The organism is Helicobacter cinaedi PAGU611, assembly GCF_000284635.1.
GTDB lineage: Bacteria > Campylobacterota > Campylobacteria > Campylobacterales > Helicobacteraceae > Helicobacter_C > Helicobacter_C cinaedi.
Genome location: NC_017761.1, coordinates 652,570 through 677,273, shown reverse-complemented (window position 1 = coordinate 677,273; position 24,704 = coordinate 652,570). Strand labels below are relative to the sequence as shown.

Sequence of the window (24,704 nt, the reverse complement as noted above, 5' to 3'; positions counted from 1 at the left end):
AATGAGTGAAGTTATAGGCATTAAACATAATCAACAAATTTATGATCTCTGCACCGCAGATGAGCTACATATCAATGGGGAAAATATACATTTTGATAACTCTCCTGAATCTTTAGAGATTATCCGCCACTCTTGTGCACACCTTATGGCTCAAGCGATTAAATCACTCTATCCAGAGGCGAAGTTTTTTGTGGGACCTGTAGTAAATGAGGGCTTTTACTATGATTTTAAAGTAGATTCTAAAATCAGTGAAGAAGATCTGCCAAGCATTGAATCTAAAATGCTAGAGATTGCTAAAAAAGCCTACCCTATTGTCAAATCCACACTTTTACGCAAAGATGCGGAAGCAAAGTTTGCTAATGATGAGCTCAAACAAGCTGTGATGAGTAAAATCCCTCATGACAAGCTAAGTGTTTATATACAAGGAGATTTTGAAGATTTGTGTCGTGGACCACATTTGCCAAATACAAAGCTTTTACAGCATTTTAAGCTCACTAAAATCGCCGGAGCTTACCTTAGTGGAGATGAAAAGGCTCAAATGCTTATCCGCATTTATGGCATTGCCTTTGCTGATAAACAATCACTCAAAGATTATCTTTTTGCCATTGAAGAAGCCAAAAAGCGAGACCATCGCAAACTTGGGCAGGAAATGGGACTTTTTACCTTCGATGAAGAAATTGGAGCGGGACTACCCATTTGGTTGCCCAAAGGTGCGAGACTACGACAGAATCTTGAGCGACTGCTCACTATTGCCTTAAATGAAAGAGGCTACGAGCCTGTTAGGGGACCTGAGATTCTCAAAAGTGATGTGTGGAAAAAAAGCGGACATTATGATAACTATAAAGAAAATATGTATTTTACAACCATTGATGAGCAGGAATATGGCATTAAACCTATGAATTGCGTAGGGCATATTAAAGTCTATCAAAGTTCGCCACGAAGTTATAGAGAGTTACCATTGCGTTTTTATGAATATGGAATCGTCCATAGACACGAGAAAAGCGGAGTTTTACACGGACTTTTGCGTGTGAGAGAATTTACCCAAGATGATGCACATATTTTCTGCCAAACAAACCAAATTAAAGATGAAGTCAATCACATCATAAGCTTTACCAAAAGCATTTTAGATGCCTTTAATTTTGCGTATAAAATGGAGCTATCCACACGACCGGATAAATCTATCGGTAATGATGAAGTATGGGAATCGGCTACAAATGCACTTAAAAATGCTTTGGAAGAAAATAAAATCGCCTATCAAATTGATGAGGGCGGTGGGGCATTTTATGGACCAAAGATTGATATTAAAATTACAGACGCACTCAAACGCAAATGGCAGTGTGGGACGATTCAAGTAGATATGAATCTCCCAGAACGCTTTGCTCTTAGCTACACAGATGAGAATAACGCCCAAGTGCAGCCTGTTATGATACATCGTGCGATTCTTGGCTCGTTTGAACGCTTTGTGGCGATTTTGACAGAGCATTTTGCCGGTGAGTTTCCATTATTTATAGCCCCTACACAAGTGATACTTGTCCCTATAGGGGATGCACAGCTAGGCTATGCAAGGGAGTTGCGTGATGAGATTATTAAAATAGGTGGATATGCGGAGATTATGGACAAAAATGAAAGTCTTAATAAAAAAATTAGACTTGCAGAAAAACAAAAAGTCCCTCTGATTGTGGTGATTGGAGCAAAGGAAGTGGAAAGCAAGATTTTAGCAATCCGCGATAGGCGAGAGAAGGCTCAATATGGGCTTTCTCAAGCTGAATTTATTACGACACTAAAAACAAAAATAGGAGAGATTCGCTTTTGAGCAGAGAAGAAACATTACTCAATGAAGAGATAAACTTTAAAGAAGTGCGTTGTGTAGGCGATAATGGAGAGGTGTATGGGATTATCTCCTCCAAAGAAGCTTTGAATCTAGCCAATCAAGCCGGACTTGATCTTGTGCTGATTTCGCCCAATGCCAAGCCGCCGGTGTGTAAGATTATGGACTATGGCAAGTTTCGCTATCAGGCTGAAAAAAAGCAAAAAGAAGCACGCAAAAAGCAAAAGCAAATTGAAATTAAAGAGATAAAGCTTTCAACGCAAATTGCACAAAACGATATTAACTACAAAGTCAAACACGCCATTGAATTTTTAGAATCTGGTAAGCACGTGAAGTTTAAGGTGTTTCTCAAACAACGAGAGCTAAGTATCCCACAAGCGGGTATGGATACACTTCACAAAGTTGCAGCAATGCTTGAAGATATTGCTGTTGCCGACAAAGAGCCAAAGCTTGAGGGCAAATATTTGAATGTGCTTTATGTGCCAAAGAAAAAAGACAAACATTAATCTTATGAAAGGAGAGAGATAATGCCAAAGATGAAAACAAATCGCGGTGCAGCCAAACGCTTTAAGCTAAAGAAAAACGCCATTAAACGCGGAAGTGCGTTTAAAAGCCATATCTTAACAAAAAAATCGCATAAGCGTAAGGCAAATTTAAATGCGCCAAAATATGTTCACAGCACAAATGTTGATTCTGTAAAAAGTCTGCTTTGTATGGCTTAAGAATCTAAACTCCCCACTATGCCAAGCATTATGGGAAAGAGAAGCAAAAAAGCTTACACCTAAAAAGGTAAAGGAGAAAAAAATGAGAGTAAAAACAGGCGTTGTCCGAAGAAGAAGACATAAAAAGATTCTAAAACTTGCGCGAGGCTTTTATAGCGGACGCCGCAAACATTTTAGAAAGGCAAAAGAGCAATTAGAACGCAGTATGTGCTATGCTTTCCGCGATAGGAAGCAAAAAAAGCGTGATTTTAGAAAGCTATGGATTACGCGTATCAATGCGGCTTGTAAGATGAATGGGATAAGCTATTCTCGCTTTATTCACGCTTTAAAACTTGCCAATATTGACCTTGATAGGAAGATTCTTGCTGATATGGCGATGAATGACATACAGACATTTAATACTATTGTCGCAAGTGTCAAGGATAAGATTAAATAAGGATTTTAGATTCTACATTTAGGGCTTATGCCACATTGTAGAATCTACTTAACTTCAATCAATTTTCAACAATCTCTTTAAACAAAGTGTTTTTCCACAAAAAAATGATAGCCTTAATGGACTTTTGAGTATTACTATCTTACAATACTCCCCTAGAAATCAACCCATAAGCTTTGTAAATTACCACGCAACAAGGATTTATTAAAGCTTTCAAACCACTTCAACAAGGATTTTTATGCAAGATGTGCCTGAATTTGCCCAAATGCAAAGTGCCATTTTTCCCTTTATGGGTTCTTTGCTTTTTATTATTCTCCATATTTATATCTACAAAGCATTGTTAAAATCCCTTAGCACCAAGCCTTTTATTCGTCTAGTGTGGAAAATTTTTACCATCATTAATGCCTTGCATTGTGTAGCATATCTCTTCTTGCGTGATAATGCTAATGTGCCACAGGTGTATTACTTTTTACTTTCACTTTGTCTTGGTATTACTTTTTTCTTTGTTATGGCGGCTTTGATGTATCAAATCTGCTCACTTTTTATTATGACACTCCGCACAAAATCTGCGCGCAGTAGGTGGCGACATAGAGTAAAAGTTGGAATCTTTTGCCTTAGCCTTGTAATGCTTGTATTTGCCACTTACAATGGCACAAAAAAGCCAGATATTATCCAGCTTAGCCTTGAGATTGAAGGGCTTAGCACACCTCTTAGGGCAGTGCTGCTCAGTGATATTCATATCGGTGGGCTTATGGAGCAGAGCAAAACAAAGCAGATTGTGGAAATGACAAATGCCCTTAATGCCGATGTGATTTTTCTCGTAGGAGATATTGTAGATGCTAAATTAGAAGATGTTGAAAATAGCGTAGATGAGCTTAAAAATCTTCAGGCAAATCAAGGTGTGTTTTATGTGCTAGGCAATCACGAGTATTTTCACGATGTTGAAAATATCCTTAAAAAACTAGAAACTCTAGGATTCCATATTCTTATTAATCAAAATTATGTGCTTGATAATACCATTAATATTGCTGGAATAGCGGATTTTATGGGGTGGCGTGTAGGCTATCTTGAGCCTAACATCAAGCAGACTTTTGAAAGTGTAGATTCTGCCTTGCCTATTATCTTACTTTCTCATCAACCAAAAGTGATACATTATCTCACTCCACCTTATGATAAAGTCAGCCTTGTTGTGAGCGGACACACACACGGGGGGCAGATTTTCCCATTTTCCCTAGCAATGCTCTTGCAACAGCCCTATATCTCCGGACTCCACACACTTGAAAATTTAAGTAAAACACAAGTGTATGTTTCCCAAGGTGCAGGATTCTGGGGACCACCTATGCGGATAGGCAGTGAGCGAGAGATCACTCTCCTTGAACTCCTACCTCCAAAATAATCAAGCAAGAGAATATATGCCACATCACTATGTGGCTTTAGACTCTATCTCTCTTTTTTGTCATCTTTTTGTGGGTTGAGTAGCTCACTCGTGTCAATCTCAAAGTCAAAAAATTCAGATTCAAAGCCTGTGTGTGAGATTTGATCATAATGTTGGATAGCAGCTTTTATATTTTTACCCTCTTGGTAGAGTAGCCCAAGGGCATATTTAGCCTCAAAGTTTGTAGCAGATTCTATCTTGGCAAGTTGCAAAAGAGCTACGGCATTCTCGTGGCGATTAGCTCCCATAGCCGCAATAGCCGCCAAAAATCGCGTTTGTGAATCCCCTTCCCCTAAATCATCAAGCAGAGAGTTATATATCGCAAAAGCCTCTTCAAAATCATTGCTGTATATATTTGAAAGTGCCAAAGCCTGCAAGATTCCATTGCTTGTGTGCGTCTCAACAACAAGCTTTGCCTCTAACTCTTCTTGGACTGATCGCAACGAGCCTGTTACAAAACCCACATACACATATAATTCCCTTGCCAAAGAGGGTCCATAGTAGATTGAACGCATATCAAGATTCTTTTCTTTATAAATAATATTCATCTGTAAGGCAAAATCCTTCAAATTACTCCCAAATCTCTTGCCAAGCTCAAACATCGTATGCGTAACCGCATCTTTTGGATAAAAGCCCTTTAAAGATTCAAAAGCATTTGCTATTTGCACTCCATTAGCCACATAGATTCCATACACCGCACTTAACGCATAATAAATGGGCTTCCGCTCATAAGATGATCGCTGTTTTAGCGTATCAAACCAAGAAAGAGAATCTGTGGGCGAATCGCTTGTGTAGCGGAATAAAGAAAGTAAAAAATCGTGCTCTAGCTTATTAGTAAAATTCATCTCTGCCAAATCAGTAGAGATAGTATTACTCAAGCGAGAAGTGTCGCGATAAGTCAGCTCTGCACACATAAGGGCGAAGATTCCAGCCATTGTGTTGTTATTATCCAAATGATAAGCACGGATAAAATGCAAATATCCATTATCAAAGTCATTCATTTGCGCATACAAAAGCCCGACATTATAATGCAAAACAGAGTGATTTGGGTAAGTCGCAAGGGACTGCTCCATAGATTTAACCGCTTCGCGTATATCTTGATTTGCTATCAAGTAACGCAGATTCTGTGCGATTGAGCGATCGACTTGTGAAACTTTCTGCCCCTCTTGCAGCGTGTTTTTCGCACTCTCAATGTTATTTATATGAGCATTTAAATTTCCATCATCAATAATCGCCAAAGCATTTTTTGCATCAAAAACCAAAAAAGGCGCGTAATAGAAAAGAATCTTATAGCCCAGTATTTTATTATGCTCAAATCGGCGATTCCAGAAATTTTCCTGTGCGAGATTCACATCAAACAAATCATCACGCAATTTTGCCTTGATAGGATATTCATCAAAGACCTTTTGTGTCTCTTCTGCAGCATTTAATCGCTCAAGAATCAAAGCACTTTCTTTAAAATTCCCACTTTTTGTCTCAATCAGTTGCAATGCCATTAAAGCCTGTGGATCGCCCACATTGCTCCCAAGATATTCATACAAATATTGTTTTGCTTGTGTGTATTCCCCAAGCCTTGCGTGCAGTAAGCCAATGGAGAGATTATCCTCTTTATCTGCTACTTGCTTGAGTTGAGCTAACGCATTATACTCATCGTTAAAAATCAAAAACACTTCCGCAGCAAATTTTTTACTCTCTTTGGTATAATCTGGCGAAGAGGGATTAAGAAAGGGAGAGAGCGATTCAAAATAAAAACCTTTATAATATTGCAACAACCCATATAGATAAGAATACAACGGCTGATTTGCCGTATAATACAAATAGCTTGAGCTAATGCCTAAATAATACTCATACAGATTCATATCACCCAGCATATACGCACTATATGCGGCATTAAATGCACTCACACTTATATCTTCCCCAGAATAAATGGCACTATCAAAGGAGCTGATAGCTTTTTTATACTCACTCTCATTTATCTTAATCACGCCCAAATTATACGCAGCAAGGGATTGAGAATATGCAGCAATATTATTAAACAAATCCAAAGCCTCCATTTTATCGCCCTGTGTGTAAAGAATATTTGCCTTGCGTATCATGTTACCAAGCTCTGTATCATCTACTTCAGGACGCTTTGAGCTACTTAAAATAGGAGCTGGCTGGATAATCTTTCGTGAAATGGGGGCAGATTCTGTTTTTTGCTCTTCCTTGCCACCACTAAAGATTAAAATCACAATCAGCACTAAAAAAACAAGCACAAGCACCGCAATGGCAATCGTGCTAATCATTAGAATCTTATTTTCCTTTAAAGCTGCTAGAAAAGCGTTAATTCTTGCTTTCAAGGGAGCTAGAATCTTTTGCAGCTTACTCTCTTTAGATTCGGTAGCTTCACTTGGCTTTTGCTCATCGCTTTCTTTTGCACCCTCTTGTGGTGGTGTTGCAGAATCTTCAATCTCTAGATTTTCATCAAGATTTATTACTTCTTCTGCCATACTCTCCCCTTAGCCTTTTTGCGATATTTTCTTTATAGATATTTTTCTAGCACTTTTGGGATTTCTATGCTCCCATCAGCCCTTTGGTAATTTTCCATAATGGCAATGAGTGTCCTGCCTACTGCTAATGATGAGCCATTGAGCGTATGCACTAACGCGTTTTTACCATTTTCTTTATAGCGGATTTTTGCCCTTCGTGCTTGAAAGTCCCGCGTATTTGAAATAGAGCTTATCTCGCGGTAGCAGTTCTGCCCGGGTAGCCACACTTCAATATCAATAGTATTACTCGCACTAAAGCCCAAATCCCCCCCACAAAGCCGCATAAAGCGGTGCGGGAGTCCTAGCTCACTTAGAATCCCGCTTGCTGTTTTTAGCATTTTTTCCTGCATAGCTTCACTTTGGCTTGGATGAGTAATCGCCACAAGCTCCACTTTGTCAAATTGATGTTGGCGTATCATACCGCGTGTATCTCGCCCCGCACTACCAGCCTCTTTGCGAAAACAAGGTGTGTGAGAAGTCAGCATTATAGGCAAGTTCTCACTTGGGATAATGCTGTCTTGATAGAGATTTGTAAGTGTGATTTCCGAAGTAGAGATAAGGTATAAATCGTGTTCGCTCCCCTCTTCATCAAAATGAGAATCCACCTTAAACATATCATTTTCAAACTTCGGCAACTGCCCGGTGCCAAAAAGCGTCCTAGCATTAGCAATCACAGGCGTTACCACGGATTCAAAGCCCTGCCTTTCATTATAATCAAGCATAAAGTTAATTAACGCACGATTGAGTTTTGCCCCCATTCCACGCAGGACAGAAAAGCGACTTTTAGCAAGCTTCACCCCAGATTCAAAGTCAATCCAGCCATTATCCACACCTAGCTCCCAATGCTCCTTTGGGGTAAAGTCAAAGATTCTAGGCTCTAGCACCTTTTTTAGCTCAATATTATCACTCTCATCTTCGCCCTTTGGCGTAGCAGAATCGGGCAAGTTTGGAATAGTATAGGCAAGGTTTTCAAGCTCTGCTTCAATAGTCTTAAGCCTAGATTCTACATTATTCATTTTTTTCTTATTTTCATCAAGTTGCGACTTTAAATCATCAATCAAATCTTGACACCCATCACTTCTAAACCATAGCCCAAGCTTTTGAGAGCCTTTATTTTGAAAGGCTTGGAGAGATTCAAGCTCCTGCTTTGTGCTTTTATACGCAATGGCAAGATCTTTTAGTGCTTTGAGTGTATCTTCACTCACTTTTTTTATACAAAGTAGCTCACTCACCCTATCAAAATCATTTATCAAAGCCTTTGTGTCAATCATATCCCTATCCTTAGTTTTCTTAAATTTGCAAACAATTTCAGCCGTATTTTAGCCTAAAAAAGCATTTTTTATTCCCTAAAAAGCCCAAAGTCAAAGAGTGATTTAAGTCTTAAGAAACGAGTTGGAAAGTTTGTAGTTAATGTGGTAGAATTGTGATTAGAGGTTGCCCAAGAGAGTGGAGCCTCTCTTGGCGTAGCCTACTTCATAAAAAGGAGGTTACGATGAGTAAGATTTGCACAAGAATCTTAGTCGGCATTATACTGCTATGTATAATAATAGTCAAGTGCTACTAAGATAATCCATAGCCTACCTTATAAAGCCTTTGGTCGTTAAGGGGGTAGGCTAGTCTTACTCTACTCTCTTACTTAACGCTTAGCTACTTAACTTTTAGCTTTGTTTCATCAAATTGGCTTCAATATGAAAAACAAAAATGTTTTTTATCTAGGAATGAAATAAAATTACTAAACTTAGTATAAAATACGCTTTTTTTAATTCTAAGATAAGGCAAAAAGGCAGGGTATGTTTGGCATTGGTATTTTTGAGTTGCTTGTAATTTTTATTGTGGCGATTATCGCCCTTGGTCCTAACAAACTCCCCCAAACTATCATTGATATTGTCAAGTTTTTCCGTGCGGTAAGAAAAACTATGGCGGAAGCAAAAGAGAGCTTTGACAAAGAGATAGAGCTTAGTGAAATCAAACAGGAAGCACTCAAATACAAAAATGCCATTTCAAATGAAGTGGATAAACTCACCCAAGATATGAAGCTTGATGAGTTGAGAGAGCTTAACATCAATGATTTAAGCGATAGCCTTAAACCCCTGCAAGAGAGCCTGACAGACACAAAAAAGGAGCTTGACAAAGAAGCCAATGCCTTGCACAGCACACTTAAAAGCCTTAATACAGAGCTTAGCTATGAAAGCCTAGATTCTAAAAATGCAGAGTCTAATATGCCACACGCCACAGCTCAAAACCTAGAATCTGCAGAATCTGCTCAAACTTCTATTGCTACGCAAGATTCTACCCTTACATACAAAAATGCTACAAGCTCAAAGTCGCAAGATTCCACCCCCCAACACATAGGATAAACAATGCTAGAAGATTTAAAACCCCATATCCAAGACTTACGCGAACGCCTTATTATCAGTATTCTTGTGCTTTTGGGGGCTTTTGGCGTGTGTTTGGGCTTTTGGGAGCAAATATTTCACTACATTAAGCTACCCCTTGTAGATGTGCTAGGCAGTGAGATTAGGGGGAAATTCATCGCTTCGGGTATGATAGAGGGCGTGTTTATCGCGATGAAATCCGCTCTTTTTGCTGCACTCATTATCGCTATGCCTGTGATTTTTTGGCAGATTTGGATTTTTGTCGCTCCGGGCTTATATAAACACGAGAAAAAAATCGTCATTCCTTTTGTGTTTTTTGGCACATTTATGTTCGCCCTTGGCGTTGCATTTTCTTACTTTGGCGTTTTGCCTTTTATTATTAAAAATGTTTTGCTTTTTGGTAATGATCAGTTTGAAGCCTACATTACAGCAGAGAATTATTTTGCCTTTTTTATCCGCTTGATTATCGGCTTTGGCATAGCCTTTGAACTGCCTGTGCTATGCTTTTTCCTTGGCAAAGTGGGGCTTATCACTGATGAGAGTTTAAAAGGATTTTTTAAATACGCTGTGGTGATTATCTTTATCATCGCTGCTATTATCGCCCCGCCTGATGTGATTTCACAAGTGCTTTTGGCTATTCCGCTTGTTATGCTCTATGGGATTTCTATTGTGATTTTAAAATTTGTGAATCCCGCTTCAAAACTTGCTGATTTTGAGATAGATGATAGCGATGAAACCTCGCCTACCACACCTACAACGCAAGATTCTAATAAAGAATAGCAATGCCCCACCACAACGCCCATTCTAAAGATTCTGAAGATTTTTTGCTTTCAAGCTATGATTATGCTCTGCCACAAAGTGCCATAGCACAAAGCCCAAGCATTCCTAGAGAGAGTGCAAAACTGCTTGTGTATGAAAGAAAAAGCGACAAAATTACGCATAGTGATTTTTATCATTTTAGCGATTTTATCCCCAAAGACACATTGCTTGTTTTCAATAATACCAAAGTCATAAATGCTAGAATCTACGCTCATAAGCTCAACTCACAAGCCAAACCTAACCCAAAGCGTATGGAGATATTTTTCCACAAAGCGCTAGATTCTTTTAGATTTTTAGTCCAAATTAAAGGCAGGGTTAAAAGCGGTGATAGGCTGATTTTAGAATCTCACAAGGCTTTCACACGCCCCATTATCGCCCAAGTGCTTGAATGCTGTGAGGATGGTATGCGGATTGTGGAGTTTATGGAATCTACAAAAACTCATAGTTCGCAAGAAAATAGAATCTTAAATGACAAAGAAGTGTTTGAGCTTTTTAATAATCACGGCTATATCCCGTTACCGCCCTATATCAAACGCGATGAAGCTAATCAAAATCTACAAGAAGATAGCGTGTTTTATCAAAGTGTGTTTGCAAAGGAGCTAGGCTCTGTGGCAGCTCCTACGGCGTCTTTGCATTTTAGCAAACAAAGTTTAGAATCCTTGCAAAAATCTTTTCAAACCTGCTTTGTTACCCTGCATATCGGGGCTGGGACATTTATAAATGTGGAGAGTGAAGATATCCGCAATCACGCTATACATAAAGAATATTTTTCAATCTCAAGCTCAAGTGCTAAGGCTATCACTCACGCTAAAAAGGTGCTATGTGTCGGCACGACAAGTGCACGTTGCGTGGAATATATGATGAGATATAAAGTTTTATGCGGAGAGTGCGATATTTTCTTATATCCGGGCGTTGAGTTTAAGCGGGTAGATTATCTGCTGACAAATTTTCATCTCCCAAAAAGCACATTGATTATGCTAGTAAGTGCGATGGTGGGGAGAGAAAAATGCCTTGAACTCTATAATATTGCCTTGGAAAAAGGCTATAAATTTTACTCTTATGGAGATGGGATATTGATACTATGATAGATTTACAAGATAAATTACAACAACACCGCATTATGCTAGGAGATGAGTGTTTTAAGCAGTTTCAAACCTTTGGCAAAGAGCTTTTAGAGTGGAATAAGATTCACAATCTTACAGGGGCTAGCTGTATGGAATCTGTGCTTGAAAATATCTTTGATTCTTTGTATCCGCTGAAGTTTATTGATGAGTTTGAATCTTGTATGGATATAGGCTCTGGTGGGGGATTCCCTGCCCTGCCCCTTGCTATTGCTAAACCGCAATCGCAATTTTTTCTTATAGAGCCGCGTGCTAAAAGGGCTTCATTTTTACAAAATATCAGCGTACAACTTGGGCTAAAAAATGTAAAGGTGCATTCAATGCGGATTGAAGAAGTGCCAATCAGTGAAGTCAATAATATCGCCCTTATTACTTCTCGTGCGTTAATGGACGCTAGGAATCTTATCGCTCTTTCAAGGAAATTTTTGCAAAGCGATGGGTATTTTCTCTTTTACAAAGGCACAAATTTTAGACAGGAAATGCCAAGTATGAGTGTGGAAGAGTGCTTCGTGCGGGAAAATAGAATCTACTATTACAAACATAGTCGTGATTTATAAATCTTAGTCTTAAAGGAAATATATGAAGTTTTTTGTTATTTTACTCGCACTTTTAGCGTTAGCTTATCTTATCTTACGCCCATTGCTTAAGACAAACAAAACCCCCAATGGCATTGAAGAAATGCAGGAATGTGCGTGTTGCGGCGTGTATGTCTCTGTCAATGAATCTTTTCTCTCAAATGGAAAGTGTTTTTGCTCTAAAGAATGTCTGCAAAAGGGGGCGAGATGATTATTATCGGGCATTATGCCATTGACTTTGCTCCATTTGTGGAAGTGAAAAGCATTGAAGATATTGCCAAGGTTGGAGCTGAATCTGTCGTGTGGTTTGACACATCTGCTTTGAAACAAGAGAATACTTTTGAGATTGCCAAGCATTGCTATAACTTTCAGGTTAGATATGCTGTGAAAATATATTCTTTAGAAGAGCTTGTGCTGTTTGCTAGTCTTATGCCGCAATTTTTACTGCTTGATCAGCTTGATAAGGCAAAGGCTTTTCAAAAGATTGTTGAACATTATTTGCTTGATTGCAAACTGCTTTGCGTCATTAAATCCCAAAAGCAAATCGCAAAAATCGCACAACTTGGCATTGATGGCGTGATTTTTAAGCAAGTTTTAGAAAGAGTTTAGGTAAGATTTCGCCCTTGTTATTTTTAAAGAGGGGTGTCCGAGTGGTTGAAGGAGCACGCCTGGAACGCGTGTAAAGTACAAGCTTTCGAGGGTTCGAATCCCTTCCCCTCTGCCATTTATTCTTAAGAGTCAATTTGAACAAGACTCAATAGTCCTATCTCAAAAAAAACCTTAAACTTTTTACCCACAAGATGAACCTATTTTACCCTACACCCATAATAATGACCCATACTTTTTAAACTGCTTTATTTGATAATCTAAATAAATGTTACAAAACTCTATACAGCTCAATCATTACTGACAGGAGATGGCAATACAAATCAAATGAAAGACATAACAAACACTCAAGGTTACAACACCACTGAAACACCTACAAAGATAGAGACTAATGATATGGAAAGAGTGTGGTAACAAGCCCCCTATAAACTTTCAGGGTTCTTTCTGCACATAAAAATCCCAAAGAATAAACAAAAGCCACAAAAATTAATTGAATCAAAAGTCCTTAAGAGCAAAATGCCCACTTGCTTTATGGTTTAAAATCTATGATCTTCTGCTAAGGAGTGGCTCCGGATGCAGGATTCGAACCTGCGACCAAGTGGTTAACAGCCACCTACTCTACCGCTGAGCTAATCCGGAATAAACAAAGAGCGAGATTATATATAAAATTATTCCTATTGTCAAGGGTTTTACCCCTTTTAGCCTAAACACAAATGCCTATATTTGCCTGATATTGCCACTTTTTGCTATACTCCGCAACTCCGCAAAGCAAGATTTCTTAAAGATTCCACACAAAGGGGCAAAAGATGAAAAAAACACAAATACGAGAACGGCTTACTATGCAACAGCTTGATATTAGCCATATTGAGCAGTTTAATGAGCTTTTGCGTTATGCCTTTCAAGTAACTGATAGTGATTTGCTAGAGTTTGGTTGGAATAATGAAGAGATTAAACGCTCCAAATACCCCATTTTACAAAATGCAATCGTGCTAGGCTGGTTTGATAGACAAAAGCTTATCTCACAAATCGCACTCTATCCTATGCAGATGAATATTTATAATAGAATCTATGCTATGGGTGGGATTACAGGGGTGGCGACTTACCCGGAGTATTCTGGCATTGGGCTTATGGCGGATTTAATGCGTGAGATTCTAAAAATGATGCGAGAAAAGGGGCAGAGCATTTCTTGTCTCTATCCGTATTCTATTCCTTATTATCGTTCGCGTGGGTGGGAGATAGTGAGTGATAAGATGAGTTTTGTCATTAAGGATAATCAATTTCCAAAGCCCCCTCAAGTTGGCGGTATGATGCAAAGGGTTACAGAAGATCACCCCGATTTAAAAGCCCTGCATAATGAGTTTGCAGCAAAGACGCACGGCTGCTTGGTGCGTGATATTCTAGCGTGGAATGAGTATTGGCGTTGGGATGTGGAGGATACGATTGTAGCGATTTATTATGATGAATGCGATAAGCCAACGGGCTATATTGTCTATCTTTTGGAAAATGATATTTTTAAGATTAAAGAGATGATTTATTTGAATGAAGAGGCACGATATGGGCTGTGGGGCTACATAAACGCCCATCAGTCAATGTTTGATAGTATTGAAGGGGCAAATTTTAGTAATCATAATCTTGCTTTTTTGCTTGAAGATGGGCATATCAAAGAAAGCATTCAGCCTTATATTATGGCGCGTATCGTTGATGTGGAGCAGTTTTTGACACAATATCCTTTTGAGTTTGTTAAGTCAAATATGTGCTTAAGATTCAGTGTGAGCGATCCACTTTTGGAATGGAATAATAGGGATTTTATTTTACATTTTAAAGATGGAGAGTTGGCTTTGCAAGTTGTGGCGAGTGAAAAAAAGCAGAAACTGGGGGAATATTACATCAAGCTTGATATACAAACGCTTACAACAATGCTTTTAGGCTATAAGCGTCCGCTATATTTACGCAGTATTAATCGCCTGAAAGCAAACGATGAGAGTATTGATAAGCTAGAAGAGATTCTGCCAGAGGGCAAGGCGTATTTTAGTGATTATTTTTGATTTAGTTTGTGGTGTGAGATATAAAAACAGAACAGAGTGCTAGAATCTAAGAGAGTTGAAAATCTAAGCAAATGCTAGAATCTCACTTAGATTCTAGTCTATCCTACTCATCAGGAAAAATGGCTGGGTCGTTGCTATCTTTTGCTAGGGCTTTGATTGGCTTTTTGGCGTAGTCTATGATTCTATGGATTATCATATCAAGGCTTAAAATCTCACTCACCGCACCCATTTCAATGGCTTTTTTAGGCATACCAAACACCACGCAATCCTCTTCATTTTCAGCCAAAGTGTGCGCTCCATTATCGTGCATTTCTTTTAGTCCTATGCAACCATCATCGCCCATTCCTGTAAGAATCGCCCCAAGAGCGGAGCGTCCAGCGGCATTATTGGCACTGCGGAATAAAATATCAACACTTGGTTTATGCCTTGAAATGCGTCTCTCTTCATTTAAAGAGTTGGCATAATATGAACCCATAGCAAAATCAATAATCATATGTTTATCACCCCCTGCTACATAGACATGATTGTCTTTAAGAGGAGTTTTGTCTGTAACCTCACAGATCGTTAGTTCAGAGAGTGTGTTTAAGCGTTTAATAAAAGATGAGCCAAAAGTCGGTGGGATATGTTGCACAACGGCAATGGGTGGGAGCTGTGCAGGTAGGCGTGAAAAGATATAAGAGAGTGCATCAACACCCCCTGTGGAAGCACCGATAACAACAAGCTTGCTTCGCGTGATTTTGCAAGGGTTACTTTTGAGAATGGTATCTGGGTGGTGTTTTGTCGTTTCCATTAACATAATTACGCCTTTATCTTAACAAAAGTTTTGTTACCGAGCTTTTCAAATTTTTCAGTTAAGTGGTAGAGACTTTCACTATGCCCTAAGTAAAAAGTGCCATCAATTCTTAGTGTGTCAATGAGACAGGATAGAATCTCCTGTTGATCTTCTTGCTTAAAATAAATCAGCACATTACGGCAAAAGAGCATATCAAACTCTTCACGCATAAATGGATAGCGTTTATCAAAGAGATTCATTTGCTTAAAAGTGATCATTGATTTAAGCTTGTCTTTGGCTTTGAGTAGTCGCACATTTGGGTTTTTACCATCATCAAGTGGGGTAAAATATTCCTCCATTTCAAACCAATTTGGGAATTTCTCTATCTTAAAATCAATCGTATAAATACCCTCTTTTGCTTCTTGTAGGACACCAGTATCAATATCTGTGGCAATAATACTCACCGGTGTGCTTGCACCATAGAGCTTTTTAGCATACAGCACACTCATTGCGATAGAATAAGGCTCTTGCCCCGTGGAACTCGCACAGCAGTAAATTTTAATAGGCTTATTGCGTTTGAAAAGTAAGGGCAACGCACGATCAATCATATCTTGGAAGTGAAAGTCTTCACGAAAAAAATCTGTTTTGTTTGTTGTAAAGCTATTGATAAATTGTTGTTGAATCTTAGGGTTACTTTCAATACTTGCAAGCAGCGTGTCTATGTTATCAATATGTGTATCACGCATAAGGCGGTAGATTCTATTTTTTATCATTGTAAGCTTTGAATCGCTCAAAAAAATACCGCAATACTTATACAAACGCTCTTGTATAAGCGAAAGCTGTTTGTTGTCTAGCATTACCACTTATGGTTTCCCCCTTTATTTGATAAGTATTGTTTTTGTACCACTTGAGCTATACACAAGCACTCTTTTATTTTTGCCTTTGAATCTTGTAAAGGCATTGTTTAAATCCGCAGGAGTTTCAATAGCGATATTTTCAACCTGTGCGATAATATCGCCCACTTCAAATCCCGCTTGAGCGGCTTTTGAGTTTGCATTGACACGCGTTACTACAACGCCATTAATATTGTTTGGAATCCCATAGCGTTGGCGTATATTTGAGCTAAGCTCTTCAACGCTTAAGCCTTCAATGGTCGCACTTGAACCTTGAGCATTTGAAGAAGGATTTGCTTTTGTATCTTTATTAGAATCGGGCAATTCTGCTAGAGTGATTTGTGCGACACGCTCCTGCTTATCGCGGATAAATTTTACAATTACCTTTTCATTTGGCGAAAGCATACCAACGAGATTTTTTAGCTCCGCTGCGTTTGAAACTCTTTTGCCATTAATATGCGTGATAAGATCCCACACCATAAGTCCTGCTTTTGCGGCTGGAGATTGTGGCTCAAGGCTAATGACAACTGCACCGCTATTATCGCCATAACTTTCTTTCAAATCTTCATTAATATCCTGAATCCCAACGCCCAAAAATCCGCGTTTAATACTGCCTTTTTCAATAAGCTCTTTAGCGATTTTTTTGACCATATCTGAGGGAATGGCAAAGCCTACGCCGTGATTCCCACCCGTGCGAGATAAAATGGCAGTATTAATACCTATCAACGCCCCGCGTGAATCTACCAACGCCCCACCGGAATTGCCCGGATTGATTGACGCGTCAGTTTGGATAAAGTTTTCATAATCATTAATGCCAATACCACTTTTATTAAGTGCTGAAACAATGCCTTGTGTGATTGTCTCTCCCACACCAAAAGGATTCCCAATGGCAAAGACAACATCGCCAATAAGCACATTTGAGCTTTGAGCAAAGCTGATGGGAGGGAGATTATTTTTCTCTATTTTAATGACTGCTAAATCGCTTCTAGAATCTGTGCCGATGACTTTTGCGACATATTCTTTTGAGCTATCAGAGAGCGAGACAAGCACCTTAGAGGCATCTTCAATCACGTGATTATTTGTGATAATGTAGCCATCACTTGAGATGATAACGCCACTGCCAAGGCTTCGCTCCACGCGTTCTTTTGGCACTTGCCCATAAATATCGCCAAAAAACTGCTGAAAGAATGGGTCATTAAACATAGGGTGATTAGCAAATTGATTGCTTACATTTTTTTGTGTAGAGATATTAACGACAGATTTTTTTGCCTGTTCAATGGAGGAATTAAAAGAATATACGGCATTATTGCCTTCTTGTGGATTAATGCGTTTTTGAATCTTTGGTGCTTCTTTAAAATCTATGGCAAACGCACTGCTTAAAGTCAAAATAAAAAAAATGATACTGCTGAAAACATATTGTGTGTATTTCATAGAATACTCCTTAAAAATAGTGTTTGTTTTAAGTAGGAGATTCTATTAGCTTAAATTAAATGCTAGGCAAAGCGAGTTTAGCTCCCTAAAATTTCTCTCACACCCTTCACATTGGGTGCGGATAAAAAGCCATCTCTCTCTAATTGCTCAACGAGATTTGCTGCCTTGTTGTAGCCTATGTTTAAACGCCTTTGCAGGTAACTTGCTGAAGTTTTTTTATCTTGGAGAATGATTTTTTTTGCCTCGCTGATAAGGTCACTATTTTCTCCACTCTCACTTAGATTCTCGCTCACAAGATTGTCTCTCTCATCAAGCATAAAGTTTTTATCATACACCACTGCTTGTTGGGATTTGATAAACTCTGCCACTCTTTCAATCTCTTCTTCAGTGTTCCACGGAGCGTGAAGCCGTGTAACGCCCCCAACACCCGGCGGTGTGAAAAGCATATCGCCTTTGCCAAGCAAAGATTCTGCCCCAAAGGTATCAAGGATCACTTTAGAATCTATTTTGCTTCCTACCTTGTAGCTAATGCGTGAGGGGAGATTTGTCTTAATCAGTCCTGTAACGACATCTACACTTGGTCGCTGTGTAGCCACGATAATGTGAATCCCAGAGGCACGACCCATTTGAGCAATTCTCGCTAGGGCAAATTCCACTTCCTTACCCCCTGTCATCATTAAATCTGCTAGTTCATCAATAATAATCACAAGATATGGGAATTTCTCCATTCCTTCAGCCCCCGCTTTGCGATTATAGCTATCAATGTCTTTTGTGCGTAGCTCACTCATTAAATCATACCGCCTATCCATTTCCGCTACCGCACTATTTAGCCCTACAATCGCCTTTTTAGGTTGTGTGATAATGGGCGTAATGAGATGGGGAATATCTGCATAAATACTAAATTCCACCTTTTTGGGATCAATCATCAAAAGCTTTAAATTATCCGGTGAGTTTTTGTAAAGGAGTGAGAGAATCATCGCATTTAGCCCCACACTTTTACCGCTACCTGTTGTCCCAGCGATAAGTAAATGCGGAAGTCGCTTTAAATCCGTGATGAAAGGATTGCCCACGATGTCTTTACCAAGGGCTAAGGTGAGTGGCGAAGTGGAAGTTTTAAACAAATCAGATTCTAGCACTTCACGCAGATAAATCGTCTGTGTAGTGTTATTTGGAATCTCAATCCCTACAACATCTTTACCCGGGATTGGCGCTTGAATGCGGATAGATCTTGCACGCAAAGCCATTGCTAAGTCATCTTCTAATGTAAGAATCTTACTTACTTTAATGCCCGGGGCTGGGCGGAACTCAAAGGTTGTAACAATGGGACCTGAATAAGTGCGCGCAATATCGCCTTCAACGCGGAATGTCCTAAGTTTAGCTAATAAATCTTCAATCTTGCGATCTATCTCGCTTTCATCAATTTCAGTTTTTTCTGTTAGTGGCTGATTAAGCAAACTTGTTGTAGGGAGCTTAAAATGCAGAGGCTTAGCCACATCGCCATAATCTAAATTATTCAGCAGGGCTTTATTCTCATCAAGCTCGGTTACGCGTGTGTAAATGGGCTTTGAATCTTGAATGCTATGAAAATTTTGGCTGTATGGCTGTGCTTGTGGCGTATGCGTTGGCTGTATGGCTGTGCTTGGCAGTGGAGATTCTGGGATAATCTCTTGCACGATAGAATCTGCCCAATTTGCATTTTGTGGGGCTTGTTCTCTAGTGTGATTAGGCGTAATCTCTTTAATCTCAAGATCTAGCATTTGTGGTGTAAGTGGGGCTTGTGTATTTTGTGATGTGGCGTGTGAAGTGGTGTTTATAGGTGTTTGGGGAAGTGTAGATTCTTGCTGTGGGAAGTTTGGTGTTTGTAGCATTTGGCTTTGCTGGGCTTGTGGCGTGTGTGTATGGATAGAATCTTGTGTAATTTCATCTTGCGTAATTTTTTTGGGTGTTGGTGTATGCTGTAGTGCGTGGGTTTGTGCTAGGCTTTGTTGTGTGGATTCTTGTATAAAAGCTTCTTGTGTTTGTGCTAGGTGCTGTGAATATGTCTCCTGCAAAGGTAAATGCGTGTTTTGTGTAGAGATAGAATCTATTTTTATTTCTTGATGTGGATTTTGTGTGTCTAAAGGCTTTTTTGTTTCCTTTGGCTTTAAAAAGACATTGGGGTTAATTGGACGCGATGGAGGTGTAGGAATCTCTTTTGATAGGCTTGTGTGAGATTGTGAATCTAGCAAAGATTCTGGACTGGTTTGTGATGGTGCTGTGGGTTGTGATGTTGTTTGCTGGATAGAATCTGCTGGAGATTGCGGGTGCTTGGCTGATTGGGGAGTGCTTGGCTGATTTACAAGCTGGATAGAATCTTGTCTTGGCTTAATGGCTGGATCACTTAAGGCTGTGTGTTGGACATTTTTTGCAAATGCGTTGCGGTATTTTTCAGCTTGGATTCTTAAAAACTCTTCAAGCTTTAAATCATCTTGCGATCTTGGCACGACTTCTAAATGGGGCTGTTTGGGTGTATTTGGCTCTTGTGGTGTCAAATGTGGTGTTGAAATGGAAATGGGAGAATCTTGATTTTCATCTTGACTTTCTTGGACTTGGGCTTGTAGATTCTGTGCTGGATATGAATCTTTGTGTAAAATTGGTTGCGAATTTTGTGGTAGATTCTGCTCTGTGGTGGGTCTCTGTGGCATTTCATCAAAGGCTTTGTCTATAAAAACATCTTTAAAATCATAATGTGCCTGTGTGGTTGTCTCCTGCTTGGCATTTTGCAAATCAAGAATATCTTGTGTTTTTTTGGCAAAAAGATTTTGAATCTTTGACTTTATCGCTTCAATCAAGCGTTTGACAAATGCCTTGATATGAACATAAAGGATAGATAAAATAAGTTTTATAAAATCATAAGCTACAAGAAGTTTGTGCTTAAGCTGTTTTAAAAGCAGATCAATATTGCGTTTTGTGGAGATAAGCCAAGAAAAAATAAAAAGAAAAATATCAAGCACCCATAATCCAAAATAGCCGATGTAATCTTTAAGAAAAAACACAAGAGAGTTGCCAAATGAGCCTTTTTCAAGGCTTAGAGATTGAAAAATCAAAAGTGCGATAAAAAAGAGAGAAAAAGAGATAATAAGCTCTAATCGCCTAAAAGTAAGATGATGATTTTTATACAAACAAAAAAGCGGATAGAGCAAAAAAGGTAAAAAGATATATGCCACATATCCAAAAATGCCTATGTTTAGGGTGGCAAAACGCATTCCAAAATCGCCAACAAGCCCAAAATCGCCAATAAGCGTGGCGGTGGAGAGAAAAATAAGCACAATATTTAATGCGATATATAAGTATAGTTTTTTGATGAGTTATCCTTTAGTATTCAATAATGCTGGTTAATTAGCCTACAAGAATGCTTTGAATGAGCCTTGGAATCTTTGAGACTCCTTAAAGAAATATAAGAAAAATTTAAAATTCATTTAAGTTCTTCTTATATTTCTTAAGATTGCTCTATGAGATTCACGGAGTTTCACGCATTGGGCTAAAAAATTTGGCATTATATCATAAAGAATTTGAGATTTTTACTAATGAGTTTTTTATTTTTATTTGGCTAGAATATGGGCTTTGTGTTTTTTTTGTGGGATAAAGTTTTAAAGATTCGTTTTGTTAAGGAATATATATGCACGGCAAGATATTGAGATATTCTAATCAAACCAAAAATGGCGTTGTTGTGAATGCTTCTAAGAAGATTTTTGAGCTACGCAATACAAGTTGGCACGATCAAAGAATGATGCCAAGTGCGGGAATGCTTGTGGAATTTCGCCTTGATGATAATGGATATGTCATTACGGATTGCAAGGCTTCTAGGTATCAAAGTTTCCCGGAGAATGGGCTGATACGCGAGATTGATTTTTGGCGGACAAATACTGATGATGAGCTAAAAAGTAAAGAGGCAGATGCAAAGGCTGCCATTGCTAAGCAGATTTTTGCCGAGACAAATTACCTTAAACTCAATAGCATTCAGCTAAGCACACCAATCCCTGAAACGATAAAAGACTATTTTCAAGAAGAGTTTCACGCACTTACCGCTATTTCTGGTATGGAAGAAGAGGGGCAGGACCCGCAGACGAAGATAAATTATATCATTGTTAAGCCCTATCTTTCAAAGGCGATTGATTATCTTGTGTTTAATGATAGACATATTACGATTGATAATTTTGCTGATGATATGCAGGTGCTTAAAAAATTAGAGTATTCTTATAGGCAGTTTCAAACAAACACTAACTTGACGCCTGATAAAATTTACCAAGAATGCTTCCTTGATGTGCAGTATCATTATAAGGGTGTGATAAGGGCGATTGAAACATTTAATGAAAAAAAGCTCTCTGTGCAAAATAAGATTCGTGTAGGCTCAATGGAATTGCGTTCAATCCAAGCCAAGCTTGATGCTAAAAGGGGCGATCCAAAGGCGCTAGAAGAGCGTAAGGTGAGAACAAGAGCGGTGATTACAAAAGCCGAATCTGATATTAAAATTATCAGTGCGACTATTGATAGACTAAAAGCTCTTGCGGAGAATTTTAAGAAAGAAAATCTCACAAAGTTTGAGGGCGTGTTTAATAAGATGTATGAGATACTTATCAATAAAACAAAAGATGCAATGGATATTTGTGCCACACATATTGACAATAAGCTATGGAAGCTAGGTATGTCATCTTTAGCGATTAAAAATGTCTTTTTTAAGCATAATATCAATAGCCCATTTTGTGCAATGACATTTTTGGGCAATCACACTAAAATGCTTGATAAGGGTAAATTACGCGATAATGAATATCAAGTTTATCAATATTACAACAAGTATATGGCAAAAAATGCTAAGAATTTTTTGATTTTTTCGGATAATCCCGCTTTTAGCTTGGATTTGAAAATTAAGATTATGTCAGCGAGTAAGTTTCATAATGTTGTGATTTACCACAAAGAGATTGAATATTTTAGTGCGGTAAATCGCCAGACTTTTGAGCTTATCTACATAGATTCTGAACTGAAACTCCAAAAACCAGCCTCTATCATAAAAATTGGTAAAGAATCTAAGAAAAATAAGCAAACAAATTTCGCCCTTTTATCACTCGCACAAATCAAAACTTTTGAATTTTGAGATGAATCTTTTATCGCTCCAAGACATACATAAGCAATACGATCATAAGATCATTCTCAAACAGGCAAATCTTAATATCTCTCAATATGAACGCATTGCGGTTATTGGTCAAAATGGCTCGGGCAAGTCAAGCTTATTGCAGATTATTGCCGGAGGACTAGAGATAGATGGCGGTGAAAGGATAGGTATCAAAAATCTTAAGATTCTATCCTTAGAGCAAAAGCCTATCTTTAAGGCAAATGCAAGTGTGCAAGATGTGCTTATAGAATCTATGAGTGAGATAACAAAAGCTCATAACGCCCTGCAAGAGATAAACAACAAGCTTTCAATGATACAAGATTCTATTAAAGATTCCCTAACGCATAAAGAGATGTTAAATGAATACGCAAGGCTTAGTGCCTTTTTAGATGACAATAATGGCTGGGATTTACAGAAAAGGGCAGAAGAGATTTTAGAGCATTTTGGCTTACAGGCTTTTAGAGATAGACTTGCAAATTCCCTAAGTGGAGGGGAGCAGAAAAAAATCGCATTGGCAAGTATTTTATTGCAACCTTGTGATATTTTATTGCTTGATGAGCCTACAAACCACCTTGATACGCAAATGGTGGCATTTTTGGAGGATTTTATTTTAAAGTCCCGTTTTACACTTGTATTCATTAGCCACGATAGATATTTTATTGATAGGGTAGCTACACGCATTATTGAGATTGATTCTGCTCATCTTACAAGCTTTGAAGGCGGATATTTGGATTATTTGGCTAAAAAGGAGGAGATTTTAAGGCATTTAAGTCAAGCTCATCAAAAACTTCTTAAGATTCTAAAAAGTGAAGAGCAATGGCTACGGCAAGGTGTAAAAGCAAGGCTCAAACGCAATGAGGGGCGAAAAAATAGAATCTTAGCTATGCGTGAAGAGGCAAAGCATAATCCATCTGTGATACGCAAAATGCGGCTTGAGCTTGAAAGAGAGCAGAAAAGCTTTAATAAAACTGAAAATGTAAATAATCAAAAATGCCTTTTTGAGATAGAGCATTTGTGTAAAAATATAGGCGGCAAGATTCTAATAAAAGATTTAAATTTAAGAATCTTGCGGAATGATAAAATCGCCATTGTTGGTAAAAATGGCTCGGGCAAGTCAAGCTTTTTAAAAATTTTACTCGGGCAAGACAGGGCAGATTCTGGTGTAGTAAAGGTGGGTGATATACGCATAGGCTATTTTGACCAGCACACGGCTTTGCTTGAAGATGATAAGGATTTGCTAGAGACTTTTTGTCCAAATGGTGGGGAATATATTGAAGTGCGTGGAAAGCATTTGCATATATATGGGTATTTGAAAAACTTTTTATTTCCAAAAGAGTTTTTAACGCAAAAAATTAGCTCTCTAAGCGGTGGGGAGAAAAACCGCGTAGCCCTAGCCTTGCTTTTTACCAAGGAAGTTGATGTATTTATCCTTGATGAGCCAACAAATGATTTAGATATACAAACGATTAATATTGTGGAGGAATATCTTTTGAGCTTGAATTGTGCGGTTGTATTTGTGAGCCACGATAGGTATTTTGTGGATAAACTCGCCCAAAAACTGCTTGTCTTTGAAGGGGGCGGCAAAGTGGTGCAAACGCATATGCTTTATAGTGAGTATTTGGAGATGAATGAAAATTTGCTGGAACTTAAGAGATTAGAATCTTTGAGTGCAGATTCTAAGCCCAAGATTCAATCACAGCATACAGAATCTGCTCCCATAGAATCTGCCCCTGTGAAAAAAGCAAAAAAATTAAGCTACAACGAGCAAAGGGCATTGCAGATTCTGCCCCAAGAGATTGAAGTGCTAGAATCTAGGCAAAAAGCCCTGCAAACTGCCCTTAGCAACCCACAAACCTATCAGCAGCAAGGCATTAGTGTCTTAGCAGCAGAGTTAGCAGAAGTGGAAAAGGAGCTAGATTCTAAAATCACGCAATATTTGGAATTAGAGCAGAAAAATAGCAATTTAGCATAG

General features: G+C 38.6%; 20 protein-coding genes and 2 tRNA genes. 15 read left to right on the top strand and 7 right to left on the bottom strand.

What is annotated here, in order from left to right; translation table 11 throughout:
* Window position 1 precedes the first annotated feature (1 nt).
* The 5 genes from thrS to HCN_RS03355 all read left to right on the top strand — a co-directional run bounded on the left by thrS (window position 2) and on the right by HCN_RS03355 (window position 4,379).
* Window positions 2-1,813: a threonine--tRNA ligase gene (thrS, locus tag HCN_RS03375; RefSeq protein WP_014666544.1), complete on the top strand. Its 1,812-nt coding sequence runs from the start codon at window positions 2-4 to the stop codon at window positions 1,811-1,813.
* Window positions 1,810-2,334 (top strand): translation initiation factor IF-3, encoded by a 525-nt coding sequence (gene infC, locus HCN_RS03370; protein ID WP_002957499.1) that lies wholly within the window; start codon window positions 1,810-1,812, stop codon window positions 2,332-2,334. The genes thrS and infC overlap by 4 nt, the downstream gene beginning before the upstream one ends.
* A 21-nt stretch (window positions 2,335-2,355) precedes the next feature.
* A complete protein-coding gene (gene rpmI / locus HCN_RS03365) occupies window positions 2,356-2,550 on the top strand; it encodes a 50S ribosomal protein L35 (protein WP_014666543.1) in 195 nt (64 codons plus the stop codon).
* 82 nt (window positions 2,551-2,632) lie between these two features.
* On the top strand, window positions 2,633-2,986 hold the full coding sequence (gene rplT / locus HCN_RS03360) for a 50S ribosomal protein L20 (RefSeq protein ID WP_014666542.1): 354 nt from the start codon (window positions 2,633-2,635) through the stop codon (window positions 2,984-2,986).
* 235 nt (window positions 2,987-3,221) lie between these two features.
* Window positions 3,222-4,379, top strand: coding sequence for a metallophosphoesterase (locus HCN_RS03355; protein ID WP_014667538.1), 1,158 nt, complete (start codon window positions 3,222-3,224; stop codon window positions 4,377-4,379).
* Window positions 4,380-4,423: 44 nt separating this feature from the next.
* Here HCN_RS03355 and HCN_RS03350 read toward each other — a convergent pair whose 3' ends face one another.
* Both HCN_RS03350 and serS read right to left on the bottom strand, forming a co-directional pair.
* A complete protein-coding gene (locus tag HCN_RS03350; protein ID WP_014666541.1) occupies window positions 4,424-6,907 on the bottom strand; it encodes a tetratricopeptide repeat protein in 2,484 nt (827 codons plus the stop codon).
* Between the two features lie 32 nt (window positions 6,908-6,939).
* Window positions 6,940-8,217 carry a serine--tRNA ligase gene (serS, locus tag HCN_RS03345; protein ID WP_002957493.1) on the bottom strand — a complete coding sequence of 426 codons (1,278 nt, stop codon included), beginning with the start codon at window positions 8,215-8,217 and terminating at the stop codon, window positions 6,940-6,942.
* Window positions 8,218-8,736: 519 nt separating this feature from the next.
* Here serS and tatB point away from each other — a divergent pair.
* The 7 genes from tatB to HCN_RS03310 all read left to right on the top strand — a co-directional run bounded on the left by tatB (window position 8,737) and on the right by HCN_RS03310 (window position 12,560).
* Window positions 8,737-9,303, top strand: a complete 567-nt coding sequence (gene tatB / locus HCN_RS03340) for a Sec-independent protein translocase protein TatB (RefSeq protein WP_014667537.1) — start codon at window positions 8,737-8,739, stop codon at window positions 9,301-9,303.
* 3 nt (window positions 9,304-9,306) lie between these two features.
* Window positions 9,307-10,101 (top strand): twin-arginine translocase subunit TatC, encoded by a 795-nt coding sequence (gene tatC / locus HCN_RS03335; RefSeq protein WP_002957491.1) that lies wholly within the window; start codon window positions 9,307-9,309, stop codon window positions 10,099-10,101.
* 2 nt (window positions 10,102-10,103) lie between these two features.
* A complete protein-coding gene (gene queA / locus HCN_RS03330) occupies window positions 10,104-11,225 on the top strand; it encodes a tRNA preQ1(34) S-adenosylmethionine ribosyltransferase-isomerase QueA (protein ID WP_002957489.1) in 1,122 nt (373 codons plus the stop codon).
* Window positions 11,222-11,818: a 16S rRNA (guanine(527)-N(7))-methyltransferase RsmG gene (rsmG, locus tag HCN_RS03325; RefSeq protein ID WP_014666540.1), complete on the top strand. Its 597-nt coding sequence runs from the start codon at window positions 11,222-11,224 to the stop codon at window positions 11,816-11,818. The genes queA and rsmG overlap by 4 nt, the downstream gene beginning before the upstream one ends.
* A gap of 22 nt (window positions 11,819-11,840) precedes the next feature.
* The gene (locus HCN_RS03320; protein WP_002957486.1) at window positions 11,841-12,047 is read left to right on the top strand and encodes a PP0621 family protein; all 207 of its coding nucleotides are present in this window, start codon (window positions 11,841-11,843) and stop codon (window positions 12,045-12,047) included.
* Window positions 12,044-12,445 (top strand): hypothetical protein, encoded by a 402-nt coding sequence (locus tag HCN_RS03315; RefSeq protein WP_014666539.1) that lies wholly within the window; start codon window positions 12,044-12,046, stop codon window positions 12,443-12,445. The genes HCN_RS03320 and HCN_RS03315 overlap by 4 nt, the downstream gene beginning before the upstream one ends.
* Before the next feature lie 27 nt (window positions 12,446-12,472).
* Window positions 12,473-12,560 (top strand) — tRNA-Ser (locus tag HCN_RS03310).
* Window positions 12,561-13,006: 446 nt separating this feature from the next.
* Here the strand turns inward: HCN_RS03310 and HCN_RS03305 are convergent.
* Window positions 13,007-13,081 (bottom strand) — tRNA-Asn (locus HCN_RS03305).
* Window positions 13,082-13,248: 167 nt separating this feature from the next.
* On the opposite strand from HCN_RS03305, the gene HCN_RS03300 reads away from it, so the two are divergent.
* Window positions 13,249-14,487 (top strand): GNAT family N-acetyltransferase, encoded by a 1,239-nt coding sequence (locus tag HCN_RS03300; RefSeq protein WP_014666538.1) that lies wholly within the window; start codon window positions 13,249-13,251, stop codon window positions 14,485-14,487.
* Window positions 14,488-14,590: 103 nt separating this feature from the next.
* On the opposite strand, the gene HCN_RS03295 is transcribed toward HCN_RS03300, so the two are convergent.
* The 4 genes from HCN_RS03295 to HCN_RS03280 form a co-directional block, all read right to left on the bottom strand.
* Window positions 14,591-15,283, bottom strand: a complete 693-nt coding sequence (locus HCN_RS03295) for a CheB methylesterase domain-containing protein (RefSeq protein ID WP_014666537.1) — start codon at window positions 15,281-15,283, stop codon at window positions 14,591-14,593.
* A 2-nt stretch (window positions 15,284-15,285) separates the two neighbouring features.
* Window positions 15,286-16,116, bottom strand: coding sequence for a CheR family methyltransferase (locus HCN_RS03290; protein WP_230197953.1), 831 nt, complete (start codon window positions 16,114-16,116; stop codon window positions 15,286-15,288).
* A gap of 21 nt (window positions 16,117-16,137) precedes the next feature.
* Window positions 16,138-17,583: a Do family serine endopeptidase gene (locus HCN_RS03285; RefSeq protein WP_014666536.1), complete on the bottom strand. Its 1,446-nt coding sequence runs from the start codon at window positions 17,581-17,583 to the stop codon at window positions 16,138-16,140.
* Between the two features lie 77 nt (window positions 17,584-17,660).
* A complete protein-coding gene (locus tag HCN_RS03280) occupies window positions 17,661-20,891 on the bottom strand; it encodes a DNA translocase FtsK (RefSeq protein WP_014666535.1) in 3,231 nt (1,076 codons plus the stop codon).
* 350 nt (window positions 20,892-21,241) lie between these two features.
* Between HCN_RS03280 and HCN_RS03275 the strand changes: the two genes are divergently transcribed.
* Both HCN_RS03275 and HCN_RS03270 read left to right on the top strand, forming a co-directional pair.
* Window positions 21,242-22,714, top strand: a complete 1,473-nt coding sequence (locus tag HCN_RS03275) for a hypothetical protein (RefSeq protein WP_002957476.1) — start codon at window positions 21,242-21,244, stop codon at window positions 22,712-22,714.
* A complete protein-coding gene (locus HCN_RS03270) occupies window positions 22,704-24,704 on the top strand; it encodes an ABC-F family ATP-binding cassette domain-containing protein (RefSeq protein WP_306301779.1) in 2,001 nt (666 codons plus the stop codon). Before HCN_RS03275 ends, HCN_RS03270 begins: the two co-directional genes overlap by 11 nt.